The sequence below is a fragment of the Bacterioplanes sanyensis genome, from assembly GCF_014652515.1.
Lineage (GTDB): Bacteria > Pseudomonadota > Gammaproteobacteria > Pseudomonadales > Oceanobacteraceae > Bacterioplanes > Bacterioplanes sanyensis.
The window spans coordinates 127,742-154,288 of the sequence record NZ_BMYY01000006.1 but is presented as its reverse complement, the minus strand read 5'-3'; the positions used below and the strand labels follow the sequence as shown (position 1 = coordinate 154,288).

Genomic DNA, 26,547 nt, shown 5'->3' with positions numbered 1-26,547 from the left:
TGGCGTTTCGGTGCCCAAGTTCCCATTGTCATGGCACTGAAATTTGCCAGCGCTTCAGGTAGACTGCGCGCACTTTTCGATCAACTGCGGGAAAATCCATGCAACGCTTACGCACCTTTCTTCAACAACACAGTGACAACCCGGCTCTGACCGATGTAATCGATGGCCTGATGGTGGCATGCAAAGACATCGCACATCGTATTCAGCTCGGTGCCGCTGCGGGTGTGTTGGGCAGTGCAGAGCGCGAAAATGTGCAAGGCGAGTGTCAGAAAAAGCTCGACGTCATTTCCAATGACATCCTGAAGCAAACTCTGGCACAGCAGCCTGCGGTCAAAGGCATGGCCAGCGAAGAAGAAGAGCTGCCGGTAGCCGCCAACCCAGATGGCAGCTTGTTGGTGCTGTTCGATCCACTGGACGGCTCTTCTAACATTGACGTTAACGTCACCGTTGGCACTATTTTTTCCATTTTGCCTGCCCGCGATGGCGATGATGCCGGTGCCGAAAGTGCCTACTTGCAACCCGGCAGCGCTCAATTAGCGGCCGGCTATGTGCTGTATGGCCCGTCCACCATTTTGGTGCTGACACTGGGTAACGGCGTGTATTCCTTCACCCTGGACCCACGCATTGGCGAGTTCGTGCTGCAGCGCGAGCAAATTGCCATTCCGACCGAGACCAAAGAGTTTGCCATCAATATGTCCAACCAGCGTTTCTGGCTGGAGCCGATGCAAAACTATGTAGCCGACCTGCTACAAGGTGAAGAAGGCCCATTAGGCAAGCGCTACAACATGCGCTGGATTGCCTCCATGGTGGCGGAGATTCATCGCATCATGACCCGTGGCGGCCTGTTTATGTACCCGTATGATCGCCGCGAGCCGAACAAGCCAGGCAAGCTGCGCCTGATGTACGAAGGCAACCCGATGAGCTTTTTGGTTCAGCAAGCCGGCGGCAAGGCTTCAACCGCCTTTACTGACATCATGAACATTCAGCCGCAAGGCATTCACGAGCGTGTGTCTGTGGTCATGGGTTCAGCGCAAGAAGTGGACAACGTCGAGCGCTATCACGGTTGAGGCAACCAACGCTGCAGGGTCGCGGTTAAAGTAGCGACCCGCAGCGGTTTGGGCAGATAGTCGGACATCCCGGCTTGTAGGCAGCGCTCGTGAATATTGTCCGTTGTACTGGCGGTGCAGGCGATGATCGGCATGGTATGGCCATTTTTGCGTAATGCTCGACTGGTTTCAAAGCCATCCAAGCCTGGCATATGGCAGTCCAGCAAGACCAAATCAAAGCTCTGCTGCTGACACATCTCTAGGCATTCGTTGCCATCTTCTGCTGCTTCAATAGCAGCGGCAGGCAGTATCCGGCTAAGCATCTTGCGCGTCACTTTAAGATTAACGGCGTTATCCTCCACCACCAGCAATCGCAGTGGCTCCGAGCTGGTTGACGCCGGCTGGGACGACTCTGACTCGACCATGTCGACGGGCAAGATCACCGTCACCCGGGTGCCATGGCCGGCATTATCTTCAATGTGCAGTTCACCTTCGAGTATTTGACTGATGTGATGGCAAATGGTCAGGCCTAAGCCGGCACCTTCATAGCGGCGGTTGAAGGATGAACTGACCTGAGCAAAGGCTTCTAACACGCGCGTTTTTTGCTCATCCGCAATGCCAATTCCCGTATCCGTGACGGCGATGCGTAACTGGGCCGGCGTGAGGCTCTGATCCAAGGCCAGATGCAAGACCACCATGCCCTGCTCGGTGAACTTAAGTGCATTATCGACCAGATGACGCACCGTTTGCCGCAGTAAAGAAGGATCCACACGCAGCCAGCTGCGTTGCACGGCTGGCTCATAATCCACCACCAGTGACAAACCATTTTCCAGTGCCCGCTGACGAAAAGACAGCAGTAAGTTCTCCAGCAGCACGGGAATGCGCTGTGCCTCCGGATGCACACTAAGGCGGTTTTTCTCGATATCCACCACCACCAGCACGTCTTCTAACAGCTGTGTGAGATGCGTCAGCGATTGCTCGGCCAAACCTTTGAACTCGGTAAACTCCTGCTCACTGTTCTCCAGACTCAGCAACTGCAACATGCCCACGGCGCCATTTAGCGGTGTGCGCAGCTCGTGACTCATCATGGCCAAAAACTCACTTTTGGCACGGCTAGCCGCTTGGGTTTTTTGTTGCTCCGACATCAGCTGGCGAGTAAAGGCGCGTTGATCCTTACCTGCCTGCTCCAGCGACTCGGCCAAGCGATTGGCAGATTCTTGCAGCTGGCCGATTTCGGCACCGTGATCAACGGCAATACGACCACTGATATTGCCCAATGCCAAGCGACTGATAAAGCGCGACACATTCTCCAACGGTGGAATAATGCCCATCGCTGCCAGACGACCAAAAACCGCAGCAAGCACCACCACCAACACACCAGACACCAGTGTTTGATACAGGCTTTGCAACTGCTGCTGGCGAATAAAATGATCCGATACACCTAAAATAATGACGGCGAGTGTTTCTTCGGTGGCAGGCTCTGCGGCCAGATCCGACAGCTCGGAATCCGACAGCGGCTCCACCAAGCGCGTCACAGGGTAAGCCTGATAACGCACGGCTTGCGACTCCAAACTGGCGTAGTCGTCACTGAATGTTTCTAACAAGGTTGCGCCAGTCGGTGCTTGCAACTGCAAAGAGACAAAGGCGGGTTGCTGCAGAATTTGGCTAATCAGAGGCCGCAATAAATCGTAGTTGCCCGATATCAGAGGATATTCGGCAGCGGCCGTCAGGTTGGCCATCAGGATTTCGGCCTGGCGAGCGCTGTCTTCACGAATATCATTCCAGCGTTGCCATAGATTAAGAGCCGTCAGTATCACCACTGTGATCAGTGCCGGTATCGCGCCCACCAGCGTAATGCGACGGCGAATCGACCACTGACGAATACTCATGGTGACGGATCGGCTAACTCTGCTGCCAGTGCTTGCGCATCGGGTAGCACCATATTGAGGGAGCGCGCCACCTGCTCGTTGTAGCGCACGTGAAAGTATGGGTTGTAACCTGCTGCAGGCCAGTTGCCGGCGATGGCAAGGTCCAACATTTCTGCAGTGCGCTGCGCCATCTGCGCCATATCACTGTGAGTGGTGGCCAGTGCACCGGCCTTGATATAAGCATTGGATGGGCCGAATAAAGGGACGTTCTGGCGGTAGGCGGTAATCAGGATGTTCTTAATATTGGCCGCGCTGTACAGTTCGGGGTCATAGACCCCCACCAACGCATGGCTGTCTTTTAACAGCGCTACCAACGCATGGTTCAGGCTATCGTAATCGCTCACCGCCACCACTCTAAGCGGCCCTAGCAGCGAGTCGACAGTGCCATCCGCACGCAGCGGTTGCGCTGAAAACTCAGACCACTGCTCCCGCGCTTCTAACAACACGCCAAGTTGTTGCTCTGGCCCCAATAGCGCACGCGCCAACGCCAGCTGGCGTGCTAACGGCGGCTCAATAAACAAAGCAGAGCGCAATTGCGCTTGATATTGCAGGTAATGTTGGCGAGTGATGTAGACCGCCAACACAGGCTGGCTCACTTTGCCGGCCAACGCCGCCACCGAGGGGGCACCGACCGCGACCACGAGCTTGGCACCTGCCAGGGCATCGACTTGAGTCGTTTGTGCGATATCGTGTTTGCTCAACTGCTGCAATTGCTGAGTAAAACTCTCAACGGAGCGCATCGGTCGATGGCTAAACACCATCACCTCGGCTGCCCAAGCAGGCATTGTCAGAGCAAGTAGTATCAGCGCCATCAGCACTGACCACCACGATTTATGCATTGCATCCATGCGGGTGCGATCTCGTTAGAACTCCAACCCAAGGCGGAGGAAATAAATATCATTGACCTCGTAGCGCTGACGCAAGTAAACCAGCGCTGAATCGTCAATCAGGTGGTGCCAGAAAACGCCCAAATAGGGTCGATAGCGCCCTAGCTGCCAGTGCCGGTTAACATTCACTTCGTAGCGCCGGTAACGCTGACTCAAACCTGCAGCATCGCCATACGCATCAGCCCAGAAGTGGGACACGGCAAAGCGCCAGTCATCGGCCGTGTGAATCCAGCTAGCGACCACGCTGTCACGAGCGCTGGCGCGCAATTCTACCCTCTGTAAGTCTCGAATGTCTTTGCTTGTCAGACCACTGGTATCTCCCAGCGTGACATCCGCATCCACATATGCACTGGCCAGCCACAGCTGATTGCGTGGTGAAATTTGCCAGTTGACTTGCAAGTCCGCCCCCTGTACTTGCATTGCCGTGTCTGAGCGCACGCTGATGGTTTGCAAGTTGATGGGGTCCGAGATCAGCTGAGTTTGGAAAGTACGATACAGCTTAAGATCGACTTCAACACCGTACTGAGAGAAGTTGCCGTAATAACCCAACTCCCAACTGGTAATTTTTTCATGATCCAGCTGGCGCGAATCAGGTGTTTGATTCATAAAGTAGGTGCCTTGATCCAGGCCCAGATAGTTATCTGTCAGGTCCCGTGCGGTCAGCGAATACTCAGGCTCCTGTTCCAGTAAATCGGGCGAGCGCACCGCCTGAGAAGCAACAAAACGCAGACTGTGCTGTGGTTGTAGTTGCCAGTTCAGCGCCAGCCGCGGAGAGAAAACGTTATCGTTGTTATCTTCACTTTCATAGGTGGCGCCAAGATTGAGTAACCAGCGCTTAGCAAAGCGCCATTCGCCACTGGCAAACAAGCGATAAGTGTCGTTTTTGGCGTAGCCGTTATAGTAGGTGTCTGAGTCTGCTTGATCGCGCCTCAAATTGGCGCCCATCACGGTACGCAGGGTGTCAGACCAGACGTAGGTATCCTGCCATTCCACATCGTAGCGTTGCTCGACAATGTCCCAGTTGACCAACCCACAGCTCTCTTCCTGCAAGTTGGCCAGAGTCGACGGATCGCTGGTGTCAATCGCGCGCCCCAAGACCGCCAGCACCTGCTCCACTTGGGGTTGAGTCACAGTGACACCGGTTAACTGCTCTACTTGCTCAGGGGTGGCCGCTCCAGAGAGCAATAGCCCAAGCAGTTGTTGATCTGCTGCAAATACCGTTTCCACCCAAGCTGGGTTCTGTTGATACAGGGTAAACAACCCCGGATCAAAGCCAATAGAAGGCACACACGCGCGGCTGTCTACTCGCCGATCATTACGCTGCCAATAGGCGCGCAGCGACGAACTGTGTTCAGCTGAATGATCGAACTGCAGGTGGCCCAATACGTATTGCTGATTCACGTGCTGATCGGGGGGATCTTGCCAAGGGTCGCCATCATTAATGTGCATTTCCGTCGCGCCACGCTTTAATGACGCTTGCAGATTTAATTGCGACACTGGGCTTAATTGGCGATGGTAATAGCCGGTCACAAAGCCATGACGACGACCGTCACGAAAATCATCCTCACCTGTCGCACGACCATCAAACCCGTCATCGCTATTAAAGTTTGCAGTAATGCGGTAACTACTCAGTTCGCCCATACCAGCATGACTGGCAAACCCACCACGAATGGCTTGATTACCAGCTTGATAACGCAACCGAGTACCGATACTGTCGGCTGGGTGGCGGGTAATGATATTGATCACACCGACAAAGGCGTTGGTGCCGTAAGTGGCTGAGTTCGGCCCCCGAATAACCTCAATGCGTTGAATGTCCTCCAGCGCTACCGCCAGATCATCCCAAACAACGGCCGCTATTCCTGGGCGAATGGCTGAGCGACCATCGACCAGCACCTGCATGCGACGAGTCAGGTTGGGGTTACCGGCATGATAAGTGACAGAAGCGTTGTTATCGCCATCACCATGGCCAATAAACATGCCGGGCACGAAACGCATTAGCTCAGGTATGGTGCGAACGCCCCAAGCCGCAATTTGCTCAGCCTCAATGACGGTGACGCTGGCAGGTGCATCGGCACGAGCCTGTCGCAAGCGCGATGCACTCAGCACAACAGGCAACTCGGTGGCCAGTGCAAAGGGCTCTTCAAGGCCCAAAGACTCTGTTGCCAGTTCATCCTCCAGTGACGTTGCTATGGCTTCTACGGCCACGGTAGCGAGCAACAAATAGGGCCAAGTTCTCATGATGGACGATCATTCATAGCTGTTTGTTCACGAAGTCTAGGAACAAATCCATCAATGGTAAACCTGCGTCAGCAGATACAACCCATGGTGCGCCTGACAGTAGGCCAAGCTTGCGGCTATAATCCGCCCACCTTAAATTCTGCAACTCGGTGGATCACCAAGATGAGCTACAACTCTATTCCCGCAGGCAAAGACTTGCCTAACGACGTTTATGTTGTGATTGAGATTCCCGCCAATCACTCGCCGATCAAGTACGAAATCGATAAGGACATGGATTGCCTGCTGGTTGACCGCTTTATGGCAACGCCGATGTTCTACCCTGCCAACTACGGCTACATCCCCAACACTTTGGCCGATGACGGCGACCCTCTGGATGTGCTGGTGGTCACTCCTTACCCAGTGCAACCAGGCTCTGTGATTCGTGCGCGCGCCGTGGGCGTATTGAACATGGAAGATGAAGCCGGTGAAGACGCCAAGCTGGTGGCCGTGCCACATGAGAAACTGACCCAGTTGTACAATGACGTTCAGGACGTGGATGATTTGCCACAACTGCTGCGTGACCAGATCGGCCATTTCTTCGAAAACTACAAAGACTTAGAAAAAGGCAAATGGGTCAAAGTCAAAGGCTGGGACAACGCCGAGGCTGCGCGCAAGATGATTACCGACTCTGCAGCGGCCTACAAAGGCTAAGTGCGGATCAAATAAAAAAGGAGCCATTGGCTCCTTTTTTAATGCCGGCGAGTAATGCTATCACTCACTGTGCGAGGCGGGCTTTCAGCTCCGCCAGCTCTTGCTCAGCCTGTTTGGCTCGCTCCTCGGCTTCGATTTGCGCGGTGACGTCTTTTTGCACACCGATGTAATAGGTCAGCTGATCATCGTCGTTGTACACAGGTGAGATGCTCAGCTCATTCCAAAACAGGCTGCCATCTTTGCGATAATTGCGCAGCACCACACGACTGGAGCGCCCTAGTTCTATTGCTTCTCGAATGGCCTCCAAACCGTCCTGTGCACGATCGCCCGCCTGCATAAAACGGCAATCTTGGTAGAGGATTTCGTCGGCGCTGTAACCCGTCAGGCGTTCAAAAGCGCGATTCACATAGATCAGAATGTTGTCATCACCCTCCTGCTCGGCGATCACAATTCCGTCGTTGGAGGCATCCACTGCTTTTTTTAGCAGTTCCAAACTGATAGGGCCGCCATTGTTCAGGTCGGTGACCATGTGTTGTCTCCAGTGTCGATGTCCGCGTAACCATACTATAGGCCGCAACAGAAAAGGAAGGTTCAGTCCTCAGCCAAAACACAGGCGCTTTGCAGGCACCCTTTTTACATTGTGTATAAGTGCTTATAGAATGCTGTACCACTCAGTTGTGCAGCAAGAGCCCGCCATGACCCGTCATCAGGATGAACCACAGGCCGCCTATTATCCGATTCGCGTTGTCTCCAACGAAACCGGAGTAAATGCCATCACCTTGCGTGCCTGGGAACGTCGCTACGGTTTAATCACACCCAAGCGCACGGCGAAGGGCCATCGCCTGTACACCGAAGAAGACATTCGACTGATCAAACAAGTGGTTTCTCTGCTTAACCGCGGCATTCCCATTTCACAAGCCAGAGCCATGTTGGATCATGATCAAAACGCCCCCGATGTTGCGATCACTAGCCAGGCACAGCCATCGCAATGGCACCAATACCGCGAGCAATTGGCCAGCGCCGTGCAAGCATTTGACGACCAGGCGCTCGGCAAGACCTTTGATGAGGTCAGTCAGTTTTTTCCGATTGATATCGCCCTGCGTTTTTTGCTCATACCTATTTACAACCAACTGCGCGATACCGTCACTCAGCCGCTGGGGCAAGCAAGGCTGCGGTTTTATAGCGGTTTTTTACACGCTCGCTTAGCCTGGCGCTTATCTGAGCAGCAACAGCGCGCACCCAGCGCCAGTCTGCTGGTCGCCAGCACCAGTAACGATGACAGCATTGAACTGCTATTAACGGCCATTTTGCTCAAACAAATGGGGCTGCGCTGTGTGTGGATGAACGGCTTGCTAAGTGCAGAACAAGTGGTCGAGTGTTTAACCACCATGGACTGGCAAGCGGCCTTATTGCAGTTACCTGCCAGTGCCGATGATGCCCAACTGGCCGTTGCTCGCGATATTGCGGTCGAATCAGGCCGGCCCGTGTTTGTGAGCGGCGCAGCCGCCGACAGTCATGATCGCTTGCGCCAGATGGGCGTCATCGCCCTGCAAGACGATGTACAACAATCGGCGTTAAATATTCGCGACATGCTAGCAGGCCCTAACGCATGAGTGCAGAGCAACAATTACTGTTACGCCATGACAGCTGGCAACGTCAGGATGCATTGATCGTCTGTGGCCACCAAAGCGTCGAGCCTGAGTTTGCGGCGATCTTACGCGAGCATAATGTTCCCTTGCTGAGTTGGGATTTGCCCACCCAGCAGCGCTTTCAGCAGCAGCACGTCGATGCCCGTCACGCCATACCCGACCCTAGCCAATTACAGGCCCATACCCTGATATTGATGTGGCCGAAATCGAAGGCTCTGGCCACGGCCTTACTGCACTGTTTAGCCGCCATGGCGGTGCCTGCACAACAAGTGTTTGCCGTGGCAGCCAACGACGCGGGCGGTAAAAGCATTGGCAGTTGTGCCAGTAAAGCGGGCCACAGTGCCGAAAAAATAGACAGCGCCAGACGTTGCAGCCTCTGGCAGTTAACCTTACAGCCAAACGCTGACTTTAACTGGCTGCGCCATGCCAGCTCCTTTAGCGCTGAGCAACAAAGTTTTATGGCTCTGCCGGGCGTGTTCAGCTTTGATCGCCTTGACCGCGGCACGGCCGTATTACTGGAACATTTGCCCGCGCCGGAGCATGGCCGTGTGCTCGATCTGGGCTGCGGCGCCGGTGTGATCGGCCTCACTTTCAAGCGACGCAGCCCAGGATTAGAGCTGACCCTTAGCGATGTCGACGCACTGGCATTGCGCAGTGCCGAGCTGAACAGCCTGCGCCAACAGCTGCCGGTGCGCTTGCAGGCCAGTGATGGGCTAAACGCCATTCAAGGCCGCTACGATTACATCGTCTGCAACCCCCCTTTTCATCAAGGCAAAGACACAGATTATCAGTTCGCCCAAAGGCTGTTTGCCGATGCACCTCAGCACCTGACTCAAGATGGCCAGCTGTGGTTGATTGCCAACCGACATTTACCTTATGAAGAGTGGGCGCAGCAGCACTTCGCCAGAGTAGAAGTGATGGTCCAGAGCGACGGCTTTAAACTGCTGCTGGCCAGCCAGCAATAATCATCGATGCGTTGGCTCGCCTTACTGCTTATCTGTGCTAGCCCTTACGCCATGGCACAGGTGTACAGCGCGCGCGACTTTGCACCTCACTTACCCGAAACTCTGCTCGACATGCTACAGCTGCTGCCCGGCGTTAGTTTAAGCGGCGCCAGCGAGCAACGACGCATTCAAGTCTCGGGCACACCATCAGGCCAGACCCGCTTGTTAATCGATGGCGTCGCCATGACCGACGAGGACGGCTCGGGGCAGAGTCTGGCGGCGCAAATTCCCGCCGCAGCCGTGGCCAGCATTGAACTCAACGCCGATCATCCGGATGCCCTATCGCTGGGCAGCGCCATCATTCGAGTTCGACTGCATGACGCCAACAGCACACCACCGGGCGGAGAACTGCGTCAGCGCATCACAGGGCCTGATGATGGCGCGGTCGCGCTGCGCTGGAACTCGCGCCGACAGCAGCTGCAACTGATGCACAGTGGCTCTCGCTTCGATGATCAACAAACCTTGTTCAGCAGCCACCAGCGCTGGAATTGGCAGCAAACAGACTTCAACGCACGCTGGCTGCTGCTGGATGCTGAGCAACCGATGCCAACCGGCAGCTCTTATCCTCAGCAGAGTTATCGTCTACAGCTGCATTTACAGCGCCCTTTCGCCGACCTACAGCTCAACAGCCGGCTGACCTACAGCCATTATCATCGAGACAGCGTTGGCGAGCACAACAACCAACAGTGGCTGTGGCAAACTGGCCTGCAGCGCACAACAGGCGAGCATCGCTGGCGCTGGCAATTGCAATGGCAGCATGAGGAGCGCCAGCTGCAACATGCCACATACGACTACCGATTGCGTAGCCACAGTGCGGGGATGACGCTGGCCGATAACTGGCAGCTCAGCCGAGATTGGCAAATAGACCTGGGTTATCGCTTACAGACGTACCAGCACGATCTTCAACGCCAGTCTGCACAAGATGAGGAGCAGCAGGTATCCGATACCCACTGGCTGCCTTACCTGCATTTGCGCCACACCTACGATGAACACAACCAGCTGCATTGGCAGCTCGGTCAATACAGTCAGCACCCCAGTGCTCGTCAGCGTCTTGCCAGTGATGACACGTTGCTAGGCAACGCCAGCTTAGGTGCCGAAGTCTTGAACAGAATGCAGTTGAGCTGGCATCACCAAGGCGACACGCGCCAACAATGGCAACTGCGTTGGCTACGTCAGACGTGGCATAACAGCTTGGTGGCAGAGCGCACAGAAGCGGGTCGTCTGCAGCCACAAAACAGTGACGAAGTGCAGCAACTGCAAGGCTATGAATGGCAATGGCAAGATCAATACTACCTGCACCAGCAATCTTGGCGCCTTAGCACCAGCGTTGGCTTCTACCGTTGGCGTGGCCGCTTAAGTTTGGATAATCCGACCACCCGTACGACGACCTTTAGCCAAGCACGAGCGGCTTTGGTCAATATCGTTACCGCACAATTGAGATGGGCGGCCGATTGGCAATGGCAAAGCCGCAGCCGGGATCACAGCGTTCTCACCCAAGTAGCCGATGCTCCCGCAGGCTATCGGCTAGGACTCAGCGCCAGCTGGCTGCCTAAACCTCAGTGGCATATCAATGCGCGTCTTGGCTATCACCGCCCCGGCTTAATGAGCCAGACCGCTAATAAGGTGGGACAGTATGACTGGCACTTCGGTTTGCGTTTTCGTTGGTAGTTCGATGGCCAGCAGCTAAGCTGGGGAAGTTGCCGCTATCGGAGTACCACCATGCTGACTGCCACCGTTTTATTGTGTCTTGCACTGCTTGCGCTGATGCAGGCATCGACCCAAATGATTCGCCAACCCATCAAGATCGAACGGCATAAAAAAGCCCCTGATCACAGAGGCTATTAGTCCATCATTGAGCTGGCCGCACGGATGCGCCCATGTGATGTGCCTTACGGCATATTGCGAGAATAGAAAATTTCCAGCATTTCTTTCTTCAGCTTCTGCTCGATTTCAGTACGCTGTTCTAGCGATAAACTTTTCACGCCCTCGCCAAACAAGTAGTTATCCAGCTCGAAGTCTTTCAAAATCATTTTGGTGTGGAAGGTGTTTTCCTGATACACATTCACATCAATCATTTGATACGCATTGCGCGTATCTTCAGTCAGATAATTCTGAATAGAATTGATGTCATGATCAATATAATGCTTAACACCGTCCACATCGCGGGTAAAACCCCGTACGCGATAGTCCATCACCACGATATCTGACTCAAAGCTATGAATCAGGTAATTCAGCGCCCGCAAGGGAGAAATCAAGCCACAGGTCGACACATCAATGTCAGCACGAAAAGTACTGATACCACCGTAAGGATGGCTTTCTGGATACGTGTGCACGGTCACATGGCTTTTATCCAAGTGCCCTACCACGGAGTCTTTTAACGGCCCAGGTTTTTCCGCCGTAAACTCTTCACTCGGTGGCATTTCATGCTCAGCAATCAGCATGGTGACACTGGCACCTTCCGGCTCATAGTCCTGGCGGGCGATATTGAGTACGTTGGCACCAATAATATCTACCACATTGTTCAAAATCGCGGTCAGCCGCTCGGCGTTATACAGCTCATCAATATAAGCAATGTATTCCTGACGTTCTTTCTCGGTTTGGGTATAGCAAATATCGTAAATATTAAAGCTGAGTGACTTAGTCAGGTTGTTAAAGCCATGCAAACGCAGCTGGTCATTCACGGGCAGATCCTCCTCAGAGCGAGGTTAGTGTTCATCAATAATTTCGACGCTGTGGCGCACATTCACACCACCCTGCTCCAACATAATGGAAGCCGAGCAGTATTTTTCTGCAGATAACGCCACAGCACGCTCTACCGCTGATGCTTTCAGTGCTTTACCCGTCACCACAAAGTGGATGTGGATGTCAGTAAACACACTGGGCACAGAGTCAGCGCGCTGTGCCTCGATGTGAGCATGGCAATCCGTTACTTGCTGACGCTGCTTGGTCAAAATGCTCATCACATCAAAACTGGTGCAGCCCCCCAAGCCCAGCAACAGCATTTCCATCGGGCGAACACCCATGTTGCGACCACCGTGATCTTCCGGCCCATCCATGACGACACTATGGCCACTGCCCGACTCACCTAGGAACATGGCGTTATCGACCCACTTGACTGTTGCTTTCATTGCGAACCACTCCAGCTTTGAAAGACGCGGAGGGTACCACAGCAAGCCAAGGGTGGAGTAGCATTGTGCCGCCCTGAATCAGCGCCTAGGTCGGCAATCTGGTCAGTGGCTGCTATATTCCCTATAAAAACCGCCCAGGCGTTCACAGCGAGCACCTGAAGAAGCTTCATTAATGTTTGGACCTGTCTATGAGTCTTCCATTGCTGCCCGACAAACATCAGCCCCTGCAGGACTTCTTGGCGCAATGTCACAAACGCCGCTATCCGGCCCGCAGCACGCTGATTTATGCCGGTGAAGAAAGTGACACCCTGTATTACCTACTCAAAGGCTCAGTTACCGTCATCATCGAAGATGAAGATGGCCGCGAAATGATCATGGCCTATCTCAATGAGGGTGATTTCTTTGGCGAAATGGGCCTGTTTGACGAAGCCCAACAAGCCCGTACAGCTTGGGTAAAAGCCAAAACCGAATGCGAAGTGGCCGAGATCAGCTACAGCAAGTTTCGCGAGTTAGTTGATGAAGATAGCCAGCTGATGTTCCGCTTGTTCCGTCAAATGGCCAATCGCTTGAGCCGCACCACACGCAAAGTAGGTGACTTAGCTTTCTTGGATGTCACCGGTCGCGTTGCCCGCACGTTACTGGATCTGAGCCGAGAGCCCGACGCCATGACCCACCCAGATGGCATGCAGATCAAAATTACTCGCCAAGAAATCGGCCGCATCGTCGGTTGCTCACGCGAGATGGTTGGCCGCGTATTAAAAGACCTAGAAGATCAAGGCCTAGTATCCGTTAAAGGCAAAACCATGGTCGTTTTTGGTACCCGTCCAACCATGTCAGCTAACAAACCACGGTGAAGCAGCTAAACTCTCAGTAACCCGACTGACGGAGCGGTGCATGAACGATGATCTGCTGTTTGCCGATGACGACAACGCCGGCAATACCTCTCTAAACCGCGATGCCAGCCTGACATGGCGAGTGCTGGTTGCTGACGACGAGCCAGATGTACACCGCATCACCCGCATGGTGTTGTCTGGCTTCAATTTCGATGGTCGTAAAGTAGAGCTCATTAGCGCCTACAGTGGCGAAGAAGCCTGTGACATCATGGCGCAAAATGATGACATCGCCATGGCTTTGCTGGACGTTGTCATGGAAACCGACAACGCGGGCCTAGAAGTCGCGCGCTATATTCGCGAGCAACTAAACAATCGCTACACTCGCATCGTACTGCGCACAGGCCAGCCGGGGCAGGCCCCCGAGCATGAGGTCATTCGTACTTACGACATTAATGACTACAAAGACAAAACCGAACTGACCACCACCAAACTCAACACGCTCATGTATGCCACACTGCGTAGCTATCGGGATATTTGCATACTCAATGAACATCGCCGCGGGCTGGAAAAAGTCATTGAAGCGTCTGCGCGCGTATTTAGCTCCGGTGAAATTCATCAATTCGCCTCTGCTGTGCTCGAACAAGTCACCAACCTGCTAGGGCTTGAGCAAAGTGCCTTGTATTGCTCCAACTCGATGCCCAGTGCCTCGTTGATTAATGACAATCAGCGTTTTCGGGTATTAGCAGCCACAGGGGAAATGCAGGAACTGACCGATGTCGAGTCTTTTGACAATATGCCCACTCAGATTCGCCAGGGCTTTGAGCAAGCGATGCGAGAAAAGCGCAGCTTGTATTTCGATGACTACTATATTGGCTACTTCGCCTCCGAGCGCGGTAGTGAAAGCCTGCTGTACGTTAGCTGCCAAGACAAGCCCACGCCTCTGGATAAACAACTGCTCGAAATCTACGCCACCAATGTCGCCATCACCTATGAAAACTTGTTGATGCGCGATGACATCCTCGAGACCCAGCGCGAGCTGGTGTACATGCTCGGCGAAGCGGTTGAAAAACGTTCCAAAGAAACTGGGGCTCATGTTAAACGTGTAGCCAAAATCTCAGAGCTGCTCGCACTGCGCTATGGCCTATCAAAAGATGAAGCCAACCTAATAAAGTTGGCGTCTCCGTTGCACGACGTTGGCAAAATAGCCATTCCTGACAGCATTCTGCACAAGCCTGGCAAACACGATGCCGATGAATGGACCGTCATGAAAACCCATGCCCAGATCGGCGCGGATATTCTCAGCAAGTCAGATCGTCGCATACTGCGTCTGGGAGCGATTATTGCGGGCCAACACCATGAACGCTGGGATGGCAGCGGCTATCCGCATGGCTTGAAAGGTGAAGAAATACACATCGCCGGGCGCATCACTGCTTTGGCAGACGTGTTCGATGCACTGGGCAGCGATCGTTGTTACAAGAATGCTTGGGAGCTAGAGGATATTCTTGCCCTCATACAAGCAGAAGCCGGTAAGCACTTTGACCCCACACTGGTGCAAATCCTGCTGGATAACCTAGATGACATTACCGACATTCGCGACAACTATCCGGACTAAAGATAAAACCAGACTTAGTATGACAACTGGTTAAAATACGACACGCATCACATAGATCATTTTTTATCCAAAAACTCCTTTCTTTCTTTTACAGCTTCATTACAATGCCGCTCTCCTCCGCTAGCGCGGACACCTTCAACCTTCAGGGATAAACACCCAAATGAATAAGCATATTTTTTCTTTGGCATTGGTGGCCTCATTAACAGCCTGTGGTGGCGGCGGTAGTTCGTCATCCTCGAACGACGACACGACCGATCCAGTTGATCCTGCTCCGCAGCCAGAGACCAGCTACTGTGAAGCCGTCGATAACACCATTACTTTGGCTGAAGGTGCAAGCTGTCAGCTCTCACCGGAGCAGCTTGACAAAATTTCTATCTCAGTCGGTACCGATGAGGTGAGCTGTTCAAATGGTCGTATCAGCTTAGGCGGTATTAACTCAGGCACATTGAGCGGCAACGGTCTGCTGATTCAATGTGAAGCGCAAGAAGCAGCGGTAGACCGCTCAGCTTACCGCGTCACTAACTCAACCGAGTTCGCAAAGGTTAATGAATTATCAGATGACTTTGTTAACTTCGATAGCATGACGGTCGAAGGTAATGCCGAAGCCATTACTGAGGACGGTGTCAGCTATGCGCAGGTTCACAGCAACCTGGAGGATGGAGATTTTTCTTTCACCATCGACACCCGTGACATGTTCTTCGTTAATGAAGGTAGCGCGGCGAAACTTCGCATCGCCTTCAGTTCCGCTGAAGTGAGCGCTGAAAGTGCCATTAATGGCACTTCCAACATCAAAACCCAGCTCACCGTAAACAACCTTCACACATTCGGTTCTAAGCTGACTCTCAACTGCAACTATGGCGGTAGCCTAACTGATATCTCTTGTGAGAACCTTGATATCAAGATGGATAACCCACCAGCTGAACTGCCAGCTCGCCTTAACATCCATGTATTTGGCTGTACTGAAGAAGCGGGTTGTAGAACTGGTATTACTGTCCCAGTACAGTTTAACTAAGATAAAAAAACAGCGGCGTTTAGCCGCTGTTTTTTTATCTGTAAAATATCAATCAAACAACTCTGCCAAGGCTTCGCCAGGCTCTGGTGCCCGCATAAAGGCTTCACCCACCAAGAACGCATGGACATCATGTTCTCTCATGCTTTGTACATCCTGCCGTGCGAGAATGCCGCTTTCTGTTACCAATAAGCGATCCTTTGGAATGCGGGGTAGCAAATCAAAAGTCGTTTGCAAGCTCACATCAAAGGTGTGCAAGTTGCGGTTATTAATACCAATGAGTGGCGTTTCAAGCTTCAATGCCGATGTCAGCTCTTCGCCATCATGGACTTCTACCAAAACGTCCATACCCAACTCATGAGCTAGGCCGGCTAAATCCTGTAACTGCATATCCGATAAGGCCGAGACAATCAGCAAAATGCAGTCTGCATTCAGTGTGCGTGCTTCATAAACCTGATAAGGGTCGATCAGAAAGTCTTTGCGAATCACGGGCAGCGAGCAGGCACTGCGAGCAGCCATTAAATAGTCTTCATGCCCTTGAAAATAATCACGATCGGTTAATATCGACAAACAGGCAGCACCACCCTGCTCGTAAGACTCGGCAATGGCCTGCGGCACAAAGTCTTCTCGCAGGACACCTTTGGATGGTGACGCTTTTTTTATTTCTGCAATGACTGCGGGCAGACCGGCATCCACTTTGGCCCGCATAGCCTGATAAAAGCCACGCAGTTCATCCGCATCGCAATCACGTGCCTGTGCTCTTAGCTCATGAATGGGCAATTTGGCGCTGCGCTGCTGCACTTCTACCACTTTGGTATCGAGAATACGTTTTAGGACAGTGGGAGTATTCACTGCACGCCTCCTTCTAAATCTGCATCGATATAGCGTGAAAAACTACTGAGCTCACGCAGTTTTTCTAGCGCCAAGCCGGAGTAAATTGCATCCTCGGCCATTTCGACACCTTCTTTCATGGTGCCAGCCAAATCGGCGACATAAATCGCGGCACCTGCATTTAAGGCCAGCACATCAGCGGCTTTTTTACCTGCTGCGGTTTCGCGTTTGCCTAATGCATCGCGTATCAGCGCAAGACTTTGCTCAGCACTGTCCACTTCCAAACCAGACAACACTTGTGCCTCAACACCTAGCTCTTCGGGGGTAATAATAAACTCGTGCAGTTCTCCATTTTTAAGTTCACAGGCCCAGGTCGGTGCAGCTAGGCTGATTTCATCCAATCCATCTTGTGAGTGAACAACCAACACATGCTCAGCGCCCAAGCGCTGCAGCACTTCAGCGACGGGTCGCACCAGCGCTTGAGTAAAGACCCCAATCAGCTGTTTCTTCACACCGGCTGGATTAGTCATTGGCCCAAGAATATTAAAGATCGTGCGCATACCCAGCGATTTGCGAGGGGCAATCGCATGTTTCATCGCACTGTGATGGGTAGGCGCAAACATAAAGCCAACGCCCAACTCATTTATGCATCGTCCAACTTGTGATGGTGTCAGCTGTAAGTTAACACCGGCCGCTTCGAGCAAATCTGCACTGCCTGATTTTGACGACACACCGCGATTACCGTGTTTGGCGACAACACCTCCCGCTGCAGCCACGATTAACGCAGAGGCGGTGGATATATTGAATAAGTTGGCGCCATCACCACCGGTGCCGACAATGTCAACGGCGTGCTCGGCGTTAACGGCTACTCCCTCCGCCAGCTCGCGCATGACAGTGACCGCCCCCACAATCTCATCGATGCTTTCACTTTTCATGCGCAGTGCCACCAAAAAGCCACCGACTTGTGCCGCATCGCATTGGCCCGTCATGATTTGGCGCATCACCGCTATCATTTCGTCGGTTGTGAGATCCTGTCGTTCGACAACGCGAGCCAGTGCTTGTTGAATATTCATCATGACCTCACTCATAATTCTGCAAAAAATTGTTTAATAAATCGTGACCGTGCTCAGTCAAAATTGATTCAGGATGAAACTGCACCCCTTCTATCGGCAGGGTTTTATGGCGAATACCCATAATCTCTTCCCGACTACCGTCATCGTTTTGTGTCCAGGCGGTTACTTCCAAGCAATCCGGTAAGCGCTCTTTATCAATCACCAATGAATGATAGCGAGTAGCTCGATAAGGATTTTTTAAACCGTGAAAAACCCCTTGATTGGTGTGGTGCACAGCCGATGTTTTGCCATGCATAACCTGACCCGCGCGAACAACATGGCCACCAAACACCTGGCCAATACTTTGATGGCCCAAGCAAATACCCAATATTGGTATCTTGCCTGCAAAGTGCTGAATGGCCGCCATAGAAATACCTGCCTCGTTAGGCGTACACGGGCCAGGTGAAATAACCAGATGATCAGGCTTGAGTTGCTCTATTTCTGCCAGACTGATTTCATCGTTGCGATAGACTCGAACATCTGCGCCTAATTCCGCAAAATACTGCACCACGTTGTAGGTAAATGAGTCGTAGTTATCAATCATTAACAGCATATTGGTATCCTCAACTTCATTTACTGATCAAGGCCGGCTGAAGCCATAGCAACAGCACGAAACATGGCTCGACCTTTATTCATGGTTTCTTTCCATTCCAGCCTAGGGATTGAATCTGCCACGACGCCCGCACCGGCTTGAATATTGAGAAAACCGTCTTTAATCACAGCAGTGCGAATGGCTATGGCGGTATCCATATTGCCATTCCAACTTAAATAACCGACGGCGCCGCCGTAAACGCCACGTTTGGTCGATTCATATTGGTCAATGATCTCCATCGCCCTAATTTTTGGCGCACCGCTTAATGTGCCGGCTGGATGAACGGCCCGAAGCACGTCCATGGCTCTAACGCCGTCTTTTACCTGGCCTTTAACATTAGAAACGATATGCATCACATGGCTGTAGCGCTCGACCACCATTTGATCGGTCACGGCTACCTGACCCGTTTGCGCAACGCGACCCACATCGTTACGCCCAAGGTCGATTAACATTAAATGCTCGGCAATTTCTTTAGGGTCAGACAACAGCTCTTGCTCTAGCGCCTGGTCTTCTGCATCTGTTTTGCCGCGGTAACGAGTACCGGCAATCGGCCTGACGGTGACCTCACCATCTTCTAGGCGCGCGAGAATTTCTGGCGATGACCCCACCACATGAAAATCACCCAGATTAAGGCAATACATGTACGGAGACGGGTTGAGGGTTCGAAGGGCACGATAAATATCGACCGGATCGCCATCAAAAGGAATCTGCATGCGCTGTGATAAAACGCACTGCATGATATCTCCCGATAGAACATATTCTTTAATATCGGCCACGGCTTGTTGAAAGTCTTGCTCTCCAAATAGAGAAGCAAAGTCACTTTCTTGAACTGGGCGCGAGTCTTCTTTCGCCTGGCCGATCATGCCTTGATAAGGTTGACGCAACTGTTCACGCAGTTGCTGCAAACGCAGCTGAGCATGTTCATACGCCTGATCTTGCTCAGGGTCAGCCAATACAATCAGGTACAACTTACCACTGAGGTTATCGAACACGACCACTTCTTCCGATACCATTAACAGTATGTCTGGTGTTTTTAAGTGATCCGGCGGGCAACTGCTTTGCAGACGCGGTTCGATATAGCGCACGGTATCGTAGCCAAAGTAGCCAACCAGGCCGCCATTAAACTTAGGTAAGTCTGGCAAATCTGGCACTTTAAAGCGCTGCTGAAATTCATCGACAAACGCCAGTGGATCAACCACCTGATGTTGCTCAACTATTTCACCATCGCGCTCCAGCTTAACGTCGTGGCCAAAGACCTTAAGAACTTCTCGCGCGGGCAAACCAATAATGGAAAAACGCCCCCACTTTTCCCCGCCCTGAACAGATTCAAACAAGTAGGTATATGGCTGAGAGGCGAGCTTTAGAAACGTCGTAAGCGGTGTATCAAGATCGGCCAGCACTTCCCGTGCGATGGGAATACGGTTATAGCCCTGCTCTACCAGAGCAGCAAATTGTTGCGGAGTCATAGAAAACCTTTGCAGTGAACAAACCAACAGAACGGCCAACAGGCCAAGACAAATGTTTGGCTAGGTTCACCATCGACGGGTCAAATGCTGTCCCTGTTGCAAGGGGCGGTTGTATTGAAAAAACACCGCAAACTCCGGAGCAAGAATCAATAAGGCTCAGCACTATAGCAGAAGCCCTAGAGAGGGAACAGCCAGAGCGTCAAGCGACTTAATCGTGGCGCCAATCCAAGCAAGGCCAGCGCAGGCGTTGCGCAGTGGTACGCAACGATGGGTTGGGGTTCAAGACGACGGGTTGAGCAACCGCTTGCAAAAGAGGCAGGTCTGAGTGGCTGTCGGTATAAAACGCACAGTCGTTAAACGTCAGACCTTGCTGTGCCAAAAAATCTTGTGCCAACTCAACCTTGCCTTGGCCGTAGCACATGGGCTGCTGCAATCCGACAATGCGCTCACCTTCTACCTTGAGGCGGTTACTGATGACGGAATCAATGCCCAAAGCCTCACTGTATGCCTGCGCCACCACATCATCCGAACCCGTAATCATGACTAAACGCGTACCCTGGCGCTGATAAGCAAACAATAACGACGCCGCTTGCGGGTAGATATGCAGACGGCCGCGCTCCTGGAAAAAGCGATCCACCTGATGACGATACTGCGCCATGGTCATACCACGAGTGCGAGTGCGGTAATAGTTCGACAGGCGCCAATGCGTCACTCGGCCTTTTTTATAGGCACGATACAGCGATGCTAACGCCAGGCTAGCCTCGACCAGAGCCCAGCGTTCGTGCTTAAAACGCCATTTGATCCACAGACTATTGGCATCTTTATTAATCAACGAATCGTCAAGGTCGAAAAACACCACTGGATAGTCGTAAACCTGCATGCCCAGTCCATTTATGTGCGGTTCTGCACTGTACCACACATAGACTTGGCGTCATGGCAATGCTGAGTTTCCATCAGCCGGTACCGCGATCGTCACCCATCGCTGCCAGCCCCCAATGAGTGATGGTGGCAGCTGAAAATGCCTCTGGGTGACGAACTGCCAGTTGCTGCAACCCCTGCCACAGGGCGGCGACGTGGGTTTCTAACCCCAGTATTTTAAGAGAAGCCATCATGCGTGATATGCGCCGATGGTTATGATTATCCGGAGTCATCCAGTGATATTCACCAACGTCGGCTGGTAGCAACAGCTCAAACCCCTGCGGCGTCTCGCGTAGCGTCACGCCAAAGAATTGTGTCATACGCAGCAACACTCGGTGCAGCTCCGTTTGCAGTTGCTCATCTTGGCGAAAAATAACAATCAACTCGTCATTTAATACGGGGGCTTCAGGATTAAAAGGACTCGATTCCCGCAATGGAAACAACCACTGAATGTAGTCATGGCAGGTCTCCAGCTCCGCATTACTGAAAGCTAGGATGCCACTGAGCGTTCGCCCCCGGTGATCGGTGCCGATGCCTCGATAAAATGCGAGCAGAGGGTGCATATCAAACAATTCCTGACGGCCACAGCCGTTACGTTGAACCAAATGTCAGTGTCAGTATAGACGTGAAAAGACTTGATCTATGGCATAGCTTTGCTGGCCAACCTGATCCATTCTCAATAACAGAGGTGGTGATCACCACCCGTTACCGATCAAGGAGTTTTTATGAAAGGTTTGGAAATCAGCTTCCGCGATATTGACCACTCCGATGCCATTGAGCAGCACATCCGTGACAAAGCCGATAAGCTCACCAGTACTTTTGACGACATCACTGGTATTCGAGCAGTGGTGGCCCTGCCCCACAATCACAGCAACAAAGGCAAGCTAGCTCATGTGTCTTTGGAAGTTGGGTTGCCCGGCGAAACTGTAGCCATTACTCATGATCAACATGATCAGGCTGAGCATGAAGATATGTATCTCGCCATTCGCCATGCCTTTGATAAAGCGCAACGCAAAGTCCGTAAGATCCATGAGCGTCGTGTCGACAACAAGCGCCGCAACGCGACCGCCCCTCTGGTCGCTGAATAAACTCGTTTAGCAGACGGCTCCTGCCGTCTGCTACAAACGCCCCGCTAGCAATACCTGTAACAAGCCGGGGCGTACCAGATCAGCATATAAAGCCCCCATCTCTTCGGCAGTGATCGGAAAGTCTTCACGAATCCAACGCACGATCACCATAAACGACGCACCGGTTAGAAAATCAATCACATAATCCAGGCGTCCACTGTCAGCCACCGCCAACTGATGGGCATCCGCAAATCGTTCGATCACGCGTCGCACATAGCGTTTAAACTCGCTTAGCATCAAAGCCTCAACATCGGCTTGCACCAGCAAGCGAGCGAACTCAGCGTTATCCGACCACTGCCGAAACATCAGCGTCGCAATCATGGGGTCAGCATCCAGAGAGCGTGTTAGATACGGGTCAATCTGTTGGTAAAAGGCCATAAACATTTGCCCGATATAGCCGCGCAGCAAGTCGTCTTTACTGCCGAAATGCAAATAAAACGTAGGCCTAGCAACGCCAGAGTGCTGACAAATGTTCGCGACGGAGATACGAGCGTATGGCTTTTCCGCCATTAACGCCAACAGAGACTCCATCAACAGCCGGCGGCTGCGCTCCACGCGTTTATCCTGTTCTTGCGACATGCCATCACTACCCATAGCAAGGAAGCCAGTATTTAACCCCAAGGCAGTGGTGACCGCCATCAGACATGTGTCTATTAGACATAAAAAAGCCGCCCGAAGGCGGCTCTCATGCTGGCACGAGCAACGTTACGCTGTGGCAAACAGCTCTTCGTCCAGTTCATACAGAGGTTCAGAGCCGCCCCGAATGGCCGCAGTCAAACCGATGTAACGTGGCAGCAAACGCTTAAAGTAGAAACGTGCCGTTGCCACTTTGCCCTTATAGAAAGCTTCACTGTCGTTGCCCAAGGCGACCAGCGCCATTTTCGCCCACATATAAGCCAGCGCGGTGTAACCAAACACATGCAGGTACTCAACCGAAGCGGCACCCACTTCATTGGCATTTTGCTGCGACTGGTCGATGACCCATTGTGTCAGATCACCGAGGTTCTCCATCGCTGCCTTCAGTGGCTCGATAAACTCACCAGCGGCTTCGTTACCTTCATGAGTGGCAATAAAGTCGTTGACGTCCTGCTCAAACAAACGATAGAAAGCACCATTATTAGCCACGACTTTGCGGCCCATCAGATCCAATGCCTGAATACCGTTGGTGCCTTCATAGATCTGAGTGATACGAATGTCGCGCACGTATTGCTCTTGACCCCATTCACGAATGAAGCCGTGACCGCCAAATACCTGCTGGCCCGCAATGGCACCTTCCAGTGCGGTATCCGTCAGGAACGCTTTCGCCACCGGCGTCAGCAATGCCAGCATGGCATCGGCATGTTTGCGGTCATCGTCATTGTCGGTGAACTTGGCGATATCCAGCCATTTTGCCACGTAGGTAGAGAACGCTCGGCCACCTTCGGTCAACGCTTTTTGAGTCAGCAGCATGCGACGCACATCTGGGTGCACAATGATCGGGTCAGCGGCTTTGTCTTTGTTAACAGCACCGGTCGGCGCACGGCTTTGCAGACGATCACGCGCATACTCAACGGCATTCTGGTACGAAGCCTCTGCCGCACCAATACCCTGAATACCCACACCCAGACGCTCATAGTTCATCATGGTGAACATAGCGGCTAGACCTTTGTTCTCTTCACCGACCAGCCAGCCTTTGGCGCCATCGTAGTTCATAACACACGTCGCCGAGCCCTTGATGCCCATTTTGTGCTCGATAGAGCCACAGCTCAGTGAGTTACGCTCACCCAGAGAACCGTCATCGTTCACCAGCATTTTTGGCACCAAGAACATAGAGATGCCTTTCGGGCCTGCTGGTGCATCCGGCGTTTTCGCCAACACCAGATGAATGATGTTCTCGGCCATGTCGTGCTCGCCCCAAGTGATAAAGATCTTGGTGCCCGTCACGTCGTAAGAGCCATCGGCATTCGGTGTAGCCTTGGTGCGGATGATGCCTAAGTCAGTGCCAGCGTGAGGCTCAGTCAAGTCCATCGCACCGGCCCATTGGCCTGAATACATATTTGGCAGATATTTTTCTTTTAGCTCCTCAGAGCCATGTGCGTTCAACGACAAGCATGCACCGGCGGTTAGCATAGGCGCCAAACCGAATGACATATTGGCGCCCTGAATCATTTCTTCTACCTGACCCACCAGCGTCTTGGGCATGCCCATACCGCCAAAGTCCGGGTTACCGCCTAAGCCATTTAGGCCAGCTTCGACATAGGTTTGGTAGGCCTCTTTAAAGCCAGGTGCAGCCACAACCTCACCATCTACCCACTTTGAGCCGATTTCATCACCGTCACGGTTGATCGGCGCCAGAACCTGGCTGGCGATCTTGCCGCACTCATCGAGAATCGCCTCAGCCGTTTCTACATCGACAGCGCCCTGTAAACCCGCCAGCGAAGACCAAAGCTTATCGGCTTCGAATACCTCGTTCAGAACAAAACGCATATCGCGCAACGGTGCTTTGTAATCAGCCATGACTCACCTCATGTTTGTTTAACCAATGAGCCGCCCGCCCTGTACGAGGCGAACAACTTAAATGACGCTAATTGTAGCGACTCTGTGTGACATTCCCAGTTCAGGATACGAAAAAACCGCGCACAAGCGCGGCTTTCTCGTAACTAAGACTCAGCAAAAAGTCTTATCTATTAGAAGGCGAAGTGCTCTTCCGCAATATCCATCAGTGTATCTGCACCCGCCAACATGCTTTCAGCATGACCTTTGGTACGAGGCAGAATACGCGTGAAGTAGAAGCGCGCTGTGGCAATTTTAGCCTTGTAGTAGTCTTCTTCCGTGGTGCCGGCCGCCAGTGCATCTTGCGCCACCTTGGCCATACGTGCCCACAAGTAACCCAATACAGCGTAGCCGGAATACATCAGGTAATCGACCGAGGCACTGCCGACTTCATCGCGGTTTTTCATTGCGCCCATGCCCACCTTCATGGTCAGGTCGCCCCACTCCTTGTTGAGTGCCGCCAGTGGTGCTACGAACTGTGCCATGTCTTCATTGCCTTCTTCGGCCTGACAGAACTTATGCACAATCTTGGTGAAGTTTTTCAGGCTTTCACCTTGGGTCATCAGTACTTTACGACCCAGCAAGTCGAGCGCCTGAATGCCGGTGGTGCCTTCATAAATAGTCGCAATCTTGGTGTCACGCACCAGTTGCTCCATGCCCCACTCAGCAATAAAGCCGTGACCACCAAATACCTGAACGCCCAAGTTAGTCGCTTCACAACCCACCTCGGTCAGGAAGGCCTTCGCGATTGGAGTCAAAAAGCCCAATAGCTCATCAGCGGCTTTGCGCTCAGCTTCATCTTCGCCTTTTTTGACGATGTCATTTTGCTGCGCCGCTAGGTATACCAGCGCACGACCACCTTCAGAGAAGGCCTTCTGGGTCAGCAGCATACGGCGAACATCTGGGTGAACGATGATTGGGTCGGCTGCTTTCTCCGGTGCTTTAGGGCCAGACAAAGAGCGCATCGCCAAGCGGTCTTTGGCATAAGCCAGAGCACCTTGGAAAGACGCTTCTGCCGCAGTTGAACCTTGTAGCGCTGTACCGATACGAGCAGTGTTCATAAAGGTGAACATGCAGTTCAGGCCTTTGTTTTCTGGGCCAATCAACCAGCCTTTAGCGCCATCAAAGTTCATCACACACGTCGCATTACCATGAATGCCCATTTTGTGCTCAATTGAGCCACAACTTACGGCATTGCGCTCGCCGATAGTGCCATCTTCATTAGGCAGGAATTTAGGCACAATAAAGAGCGAAATACCCTTGGTGCCTTCAGGTGCTCCTGGCAGGCGCGCCAGTACGATATGAACAATGTTCTCAGCCATGTCATGTTCGCCAGCTGAGATAAAAATTTTGGTGCCAGAGATGCTGTATGAGCCATCAGCATTGGCTTCGGCCTTGGACTTCAAAATGCCCAAGTCAGAGCCACAGTGAGGTTCGGTCAAACACATGGTTCCGGTCCACTCACCCGACACCAGCTTGGTCAGGTAAGTTTCTTTTTGCTCAGATGTACCGTGCAACTCAATCGTGTTCATAGCGCCATGCGACAGGCCAGGGTACATGCCCCAAGACCAGTTCGCCGTACCCACCATTTCCGACATGACAATGCCCAGAGACTCTGGCAAGCCCTGACCACCGTGTTCTTCTTCGTGTGCCAATGATGGCCAGCCACCTTCTACATATTTTGCATAGGCTTCTTTGAAACCCGTTGGCGTAGTTACTGAACCATCTTCATGACGGGTACAGCCTTCGATGTCACCCGTGCGATTAATGGGGGCCAGCTCTTGTTCACAGAACTTAGCACCTTCAGCGATGATGGCTTCGACCATATCTGGTGTCGCAACCTCGGCATAAGCTGGAATGCTGGCATAGTGCTTAGGCATTTCCAGCAACTCATCCATTACGAACTTAATTTCACGAAGAGGGGCTTTGTAATCAGGCATGGGAG

Annotated in this window: 24 protein-coding genes; 9 read left to right on the top strand and 15 right to left on the bottom strand. The window is 52.6% G+C overall.

All coding sequences use genetic code 11. The annotated features are described in order from the left end of the window. The first annotated feature begins 98 nt into the window (after positions 1-98). Positions 99-1,067 (top strand): class 1 fructose-bisphosphatase, encoded by a 969-nt coding sequence (locus IE090_RS10850; RefSeq protein WP_189388405.1) that lies wholly within the window; start codon positions 99-101, stop codon positions 1,065-1,067. Here the strand turns inward: IE090_RS10850 and IE090_RS10845 are convergent. The 3 genes from IE090_RS10845 to IE090_RS10835 form a co-directional block, all read right to left on the bottom strand. After that, on the bottom strand, positions 1,058-2,935 hold the full coding sequence (locus IE090_RS10845) for a response regulator (protein ID WP_189388404.1): 1,878 nt from the start codon (positions 2,933-2,935) through the stop codon (positions 1,058-1,060). The genes IE090_RS10850 and IE090_RS10845 overlap by 10 nt on opposite strands. Continuing rightward, positions 2,932-3,759, bottom strand: a complete 828-nt coding sequence (locus tag IE090_RS10840) for a hypothetical protein (RefSeq protein WP_189388403.1) — start codon at positions 3,757-3,759, stop codon at positions 2,932-2,934. The genes IE090_RS10845 and IE090_RS10840 overlap by 4 nt, the downstream gene beginning before the upstream one ends. Before the next feature lie 78 nt (positions 3,760-3,837). Further along, positions 3,838-6,099 carry a TonB-dependent receptor plug domain-containing protein gene (locus tag IE090_RS10835; protein ID WP_189388402.1) on the bottom strand — a complete coding sequence of 754 codons (2,262 nt, stop codon included), beginning with the start codon at positions 6,097-6,099 and terminating at the stop codon, positions 3,838-3,840. A gap of 162 nt (positions 6,100-6,261) precedes the next feature. Here IE090_RS10835 and ppa point away from each other — a divergent pair, with 162 nt between their 5' ends. Further along, a complete protein-coding gene (gene ppa / locus IE090_RS10830) occupies positions 6,262-6,789 on the top strand; it encodes an inorganic diphosphatase (protein ID WP_189388401.1) in 528 nt (175 codons plus the stop codon). Between the two features lie 64 nt (positions 6,790-6,853). Here ppa and IE090_RS10825 read toward each other — a convergent pair whose 3' ends face one another. Further along, positions 6,854-7,318 (bottom strand): PAS domain-containing protein, encoded by a 465-nt coding sequence (locus IE090_RS10825; RefSeq protein WP_189388400.1) that lies wholly within the window; start codon positions 7,316-7,318, stop codon positions 6,854-6,856. Positions 7,319-7,484: 166 nt separating this feature from the next. On the opposite strand from IE090_RS10825, the gene IE090_RS10820 reads away from it, so the two are divergent. The 3 genes from IE090_RS10820 to IE090_RS10810 are packed head-to-tail and all read left to right on the top strand — an operon-like array spanning position 7,485 to position 11,110. Beyond that, complete coding sequence (locus tag IE090_RS10820) at positions 7,485-8,402, top strand: MerR family transcriptional regulator (RefSeq protein ID WP_189388399.1); 918 nt, start codon at positions 7,485-7,487, stop codon at positions 8,400-8,402. Beyond that, positions 8,399-9,403 (top strand): class I SAM-dependent methyltransferase, encoded by a 1,005-nt coding sequence (locus IE090_RS10815; protein WP_189388398.1) that lies wholly within the window; start codon positions 8,399-8,401, stop codon positions 9,401-9,403. The genes IE090_RS10820 and IE090_RS10815 overlap by 4 nt, the downstream gene beginning before the upstream one ends. A gap of 6 nt (positions 9,404-9,409) precedes the next feature. Further along, positions 9,410-11,110 (top strand): TonB-dependent receptor domain-containing protein, encoded by a 1,701-nt coding sequence (locus tag IE090_RS10810; RefSeq protein WP_189388397.1) that lies wholly within the window; start codon positions 9,410-9,412, stop codon positions 11,108-11,110. 221 nt (positions 11,111-11,331) lie between these two features. On the opposite strand, the gene speD is transcribed toward IE090_RS10810, so the two are convergent. Together speD and IE090_RS10800 are read right to left on the bottom strand one after the other, a co-directional pair. Further along, positions 11,332-12,123 carry an adenosylmethionine decarboxylase gene (gene speD, locus IE090_RS10805; protein ID WP_189388396.1) on the bottom strand — a complete coding sequence of 264 codons (792 nt, stop codon included), beginning with the start codon at positions 12,121-12,123 and terminating at the stop codon, positions 11,332-11,334. A gap of 24 nt (positions 12,124-12,147) precedes the next feature. Continuing rightward, positions 12,148-12,570, bottom strand: coding sequence for an OsmC family protein (locus IE090_RS10800; protein ID WP_189388395.1), 423 nt, complete (start codon positions 12,568-12,570; stop codon positions 12,148-12,150). A 188-nt stretch (positions 12,571-12,758) separates the two neighbouring features. Here IE090_RS10800 and crp point away from each other — a divergent pair, with 188 nt between their 5' ends. The 3 genes from crp to IE090_RS10785 all read left to right on the top strand — a co-directional run bounded on the left by crp (position 12,759) and on the right by IE090_RS10785 (position 16,027). Beyond that, on the top strand, positions 12,759-13,424 hold the full coding sequence (crp, locus tag IE090_RS10795; RefSeq protein WP_189388394.1) for a cAMP-activated global transcriptional regulator CRP: 666 nt from the start codon (positions 12,759-12,761) through the stop codon (positions 13,422-13,424). 40 nt (positions 13,425-13,464) lie between these two features. Then, positions 13,465-15,015 (top strand): DUF3369 domain-containing protein, encoded by a 1,551-nt coding sequence (locus IE090_RS10790; protein WP_189388393.1) that lies wholly within the window; start codon positions 13,465-13,467, stop codon positions 15,013-15,015. A 160-nt stretch (positions 15,016-15,175) separates the two neighbouring features. Then, the gene (locus tag IE090_RS10785; RefSeq protein ID WP_189388392.1) at positions 15,176-16,027 is read left to right on the top strand and encodes a hypothetical protein; all 852 of its coding nucleotides are present in this window, start codon (positions 15,176-15,178) and stop codon (positions 16,025-16,027) included. A 48-nt stretch (positions 16,028-16,075) separates the two neighbouring features. On the opposite strand, the gene trpC is transcribed toward IE090_RS10785, so the two are convergent. From trpC to IE090_RS10755, 6 genes are all read right to left on the bottom strand, one after another. Next, entirely contained in the window at positions 16,076-16,876 is an 801-nt protein-coding gene (gene trpC, locus IE090_RS10780) for an indole-3-glycerol phosphate synthase TrpC (protein ID WP_189388391.1), read from the bottom strand. After that, positions 16,873-17,928, bottom strand: a complete 1,056-nt coding sequence (gene trpD / locus IE090_RS10775) for an anthranilate phosphoribosyltransferase (protein WP_189388459.1) — start codon at positions 17,926-17,928, stop codon at positions 16,873-16,875. The genes trpC and trpD overlap by 4 nt, the downstream gene beginning before the upstream one ends. 7 nt (positions 17,929-17,935) lie before the next feature. Further along, positions 17,936-18,520 carry an aminodeoxychorismate synthase component II gene (locus tag IE090_RS10770; protein ID WP_189388390.1) on the bottom strand — a complete coding sequence of 195 codons (585 nt, stop codon included), beginning with the start codon at positions 18,518-18,520 and terminating at the stop codon, positions 17,936-17,938. A 20-nt stretch (positions 18,521-18,540) separates the two neighbouring features. Next, positions 18,541-20,025 carry an anthranilate synthase component I gene (trpE, locus tag IE090_RS10765; RefSeq protein WP_189388389.1) on the bottom strand — a complete coding sequence of 495 codons (1,485 nt, stop codon included), beginning with the start codon at positions 20,023-20,025 and terminating at the stop codon, positions 18,541-18,543. Between the two features lie 208 nt (positions 20,026-20,233). Then, complete coding sequence (locus tag IE090_RS10760) at positions 20,234-20,905, bottom strand: HAD family hydrolase (protein ID WP_189388388.1); 672 nt, start codon at positions 20,903-20,905, stop codon at positions 20,234-20,236. 73 nt (positions 20,906-20,978) lie between these two features. Next, on the bottom strand, positions 20,979-21,506 hold the full coding sequence (locus tag IE090_RS10755) for an opioid growth factor receptor-related protein (protein WP_189388387.1): 528 nt from the start codon (positions 21,504-21,506) through the stop codon (positions 20,979-20,981). Between the two features lie 162 nt (positions 21,507-21,668). On the opposite strand from IE090_RS10755, the gene hpf reads away from it, so the two are divergent. Further along, complete coding sequence (hpf, locus tag IE090_RS10750) at positions 21,669-22,031, top strand: ribosome hibernation-promoting factor, HPF/YfiA family (RefSeq protein ID WP_189388386.1); 363 nt, start codon at positions 21,669-21,671, stop codon at positions 22,029-22,031. Between the two features lie 30 nt (positions 22,032-22,061). Here hpf and IE090_RS10745 read toward each other — a convergent pair whose 3' ends face one another. The 3 genes from IE090_RS10745 to IE090_RS10735 all read right to left on the bottom strand — a co-directional run bounded on the left by IE090_RS10745 (position 22,062) and on the right by IE090_RS10735 (position 26,542). Then, the gene (locus tag IE090_RS10745) at positions 22,062-22,709 is read right to left on the bottom strand and encodes a TetR/AcrR family transcriptional regulator (RefSeq protein ID WP_189388385.1); all 648 of its coding nucleotides are present in this window, start codon (positions 22,707-22,709) and stop codon (positions 22,062-22,064) included. 66 nt (positions 22,710-22,775) lie between these two features. After that, positions 22,776-24,566, bottom strand: coding sequence for an acyl-CoA dehydrogenase C-terminal domain-containing protein (locus IE090_RS10740; protein WP_189388384.1), 1,791 nt, complete (start codon positions 24,564-24,566; stop codon positions 22,776-22,778). 170 nt (positions 24,567-24,736) lie between these two features. After that, complete coding sequence (locus IE090_RS10735) at positions 24,737-26,542, bottom strand: acyl-CoA dehydrogenase C-terminal domain-containing protein (RefSeq protein ID WP_189388458.1); 1,806 nt, start codon at positions 26,540-26,542, stop codon at positions 24,737-24,739. Between the last annotated feature and the right edge of the window lie 5 nt (positions 26,543-26,547).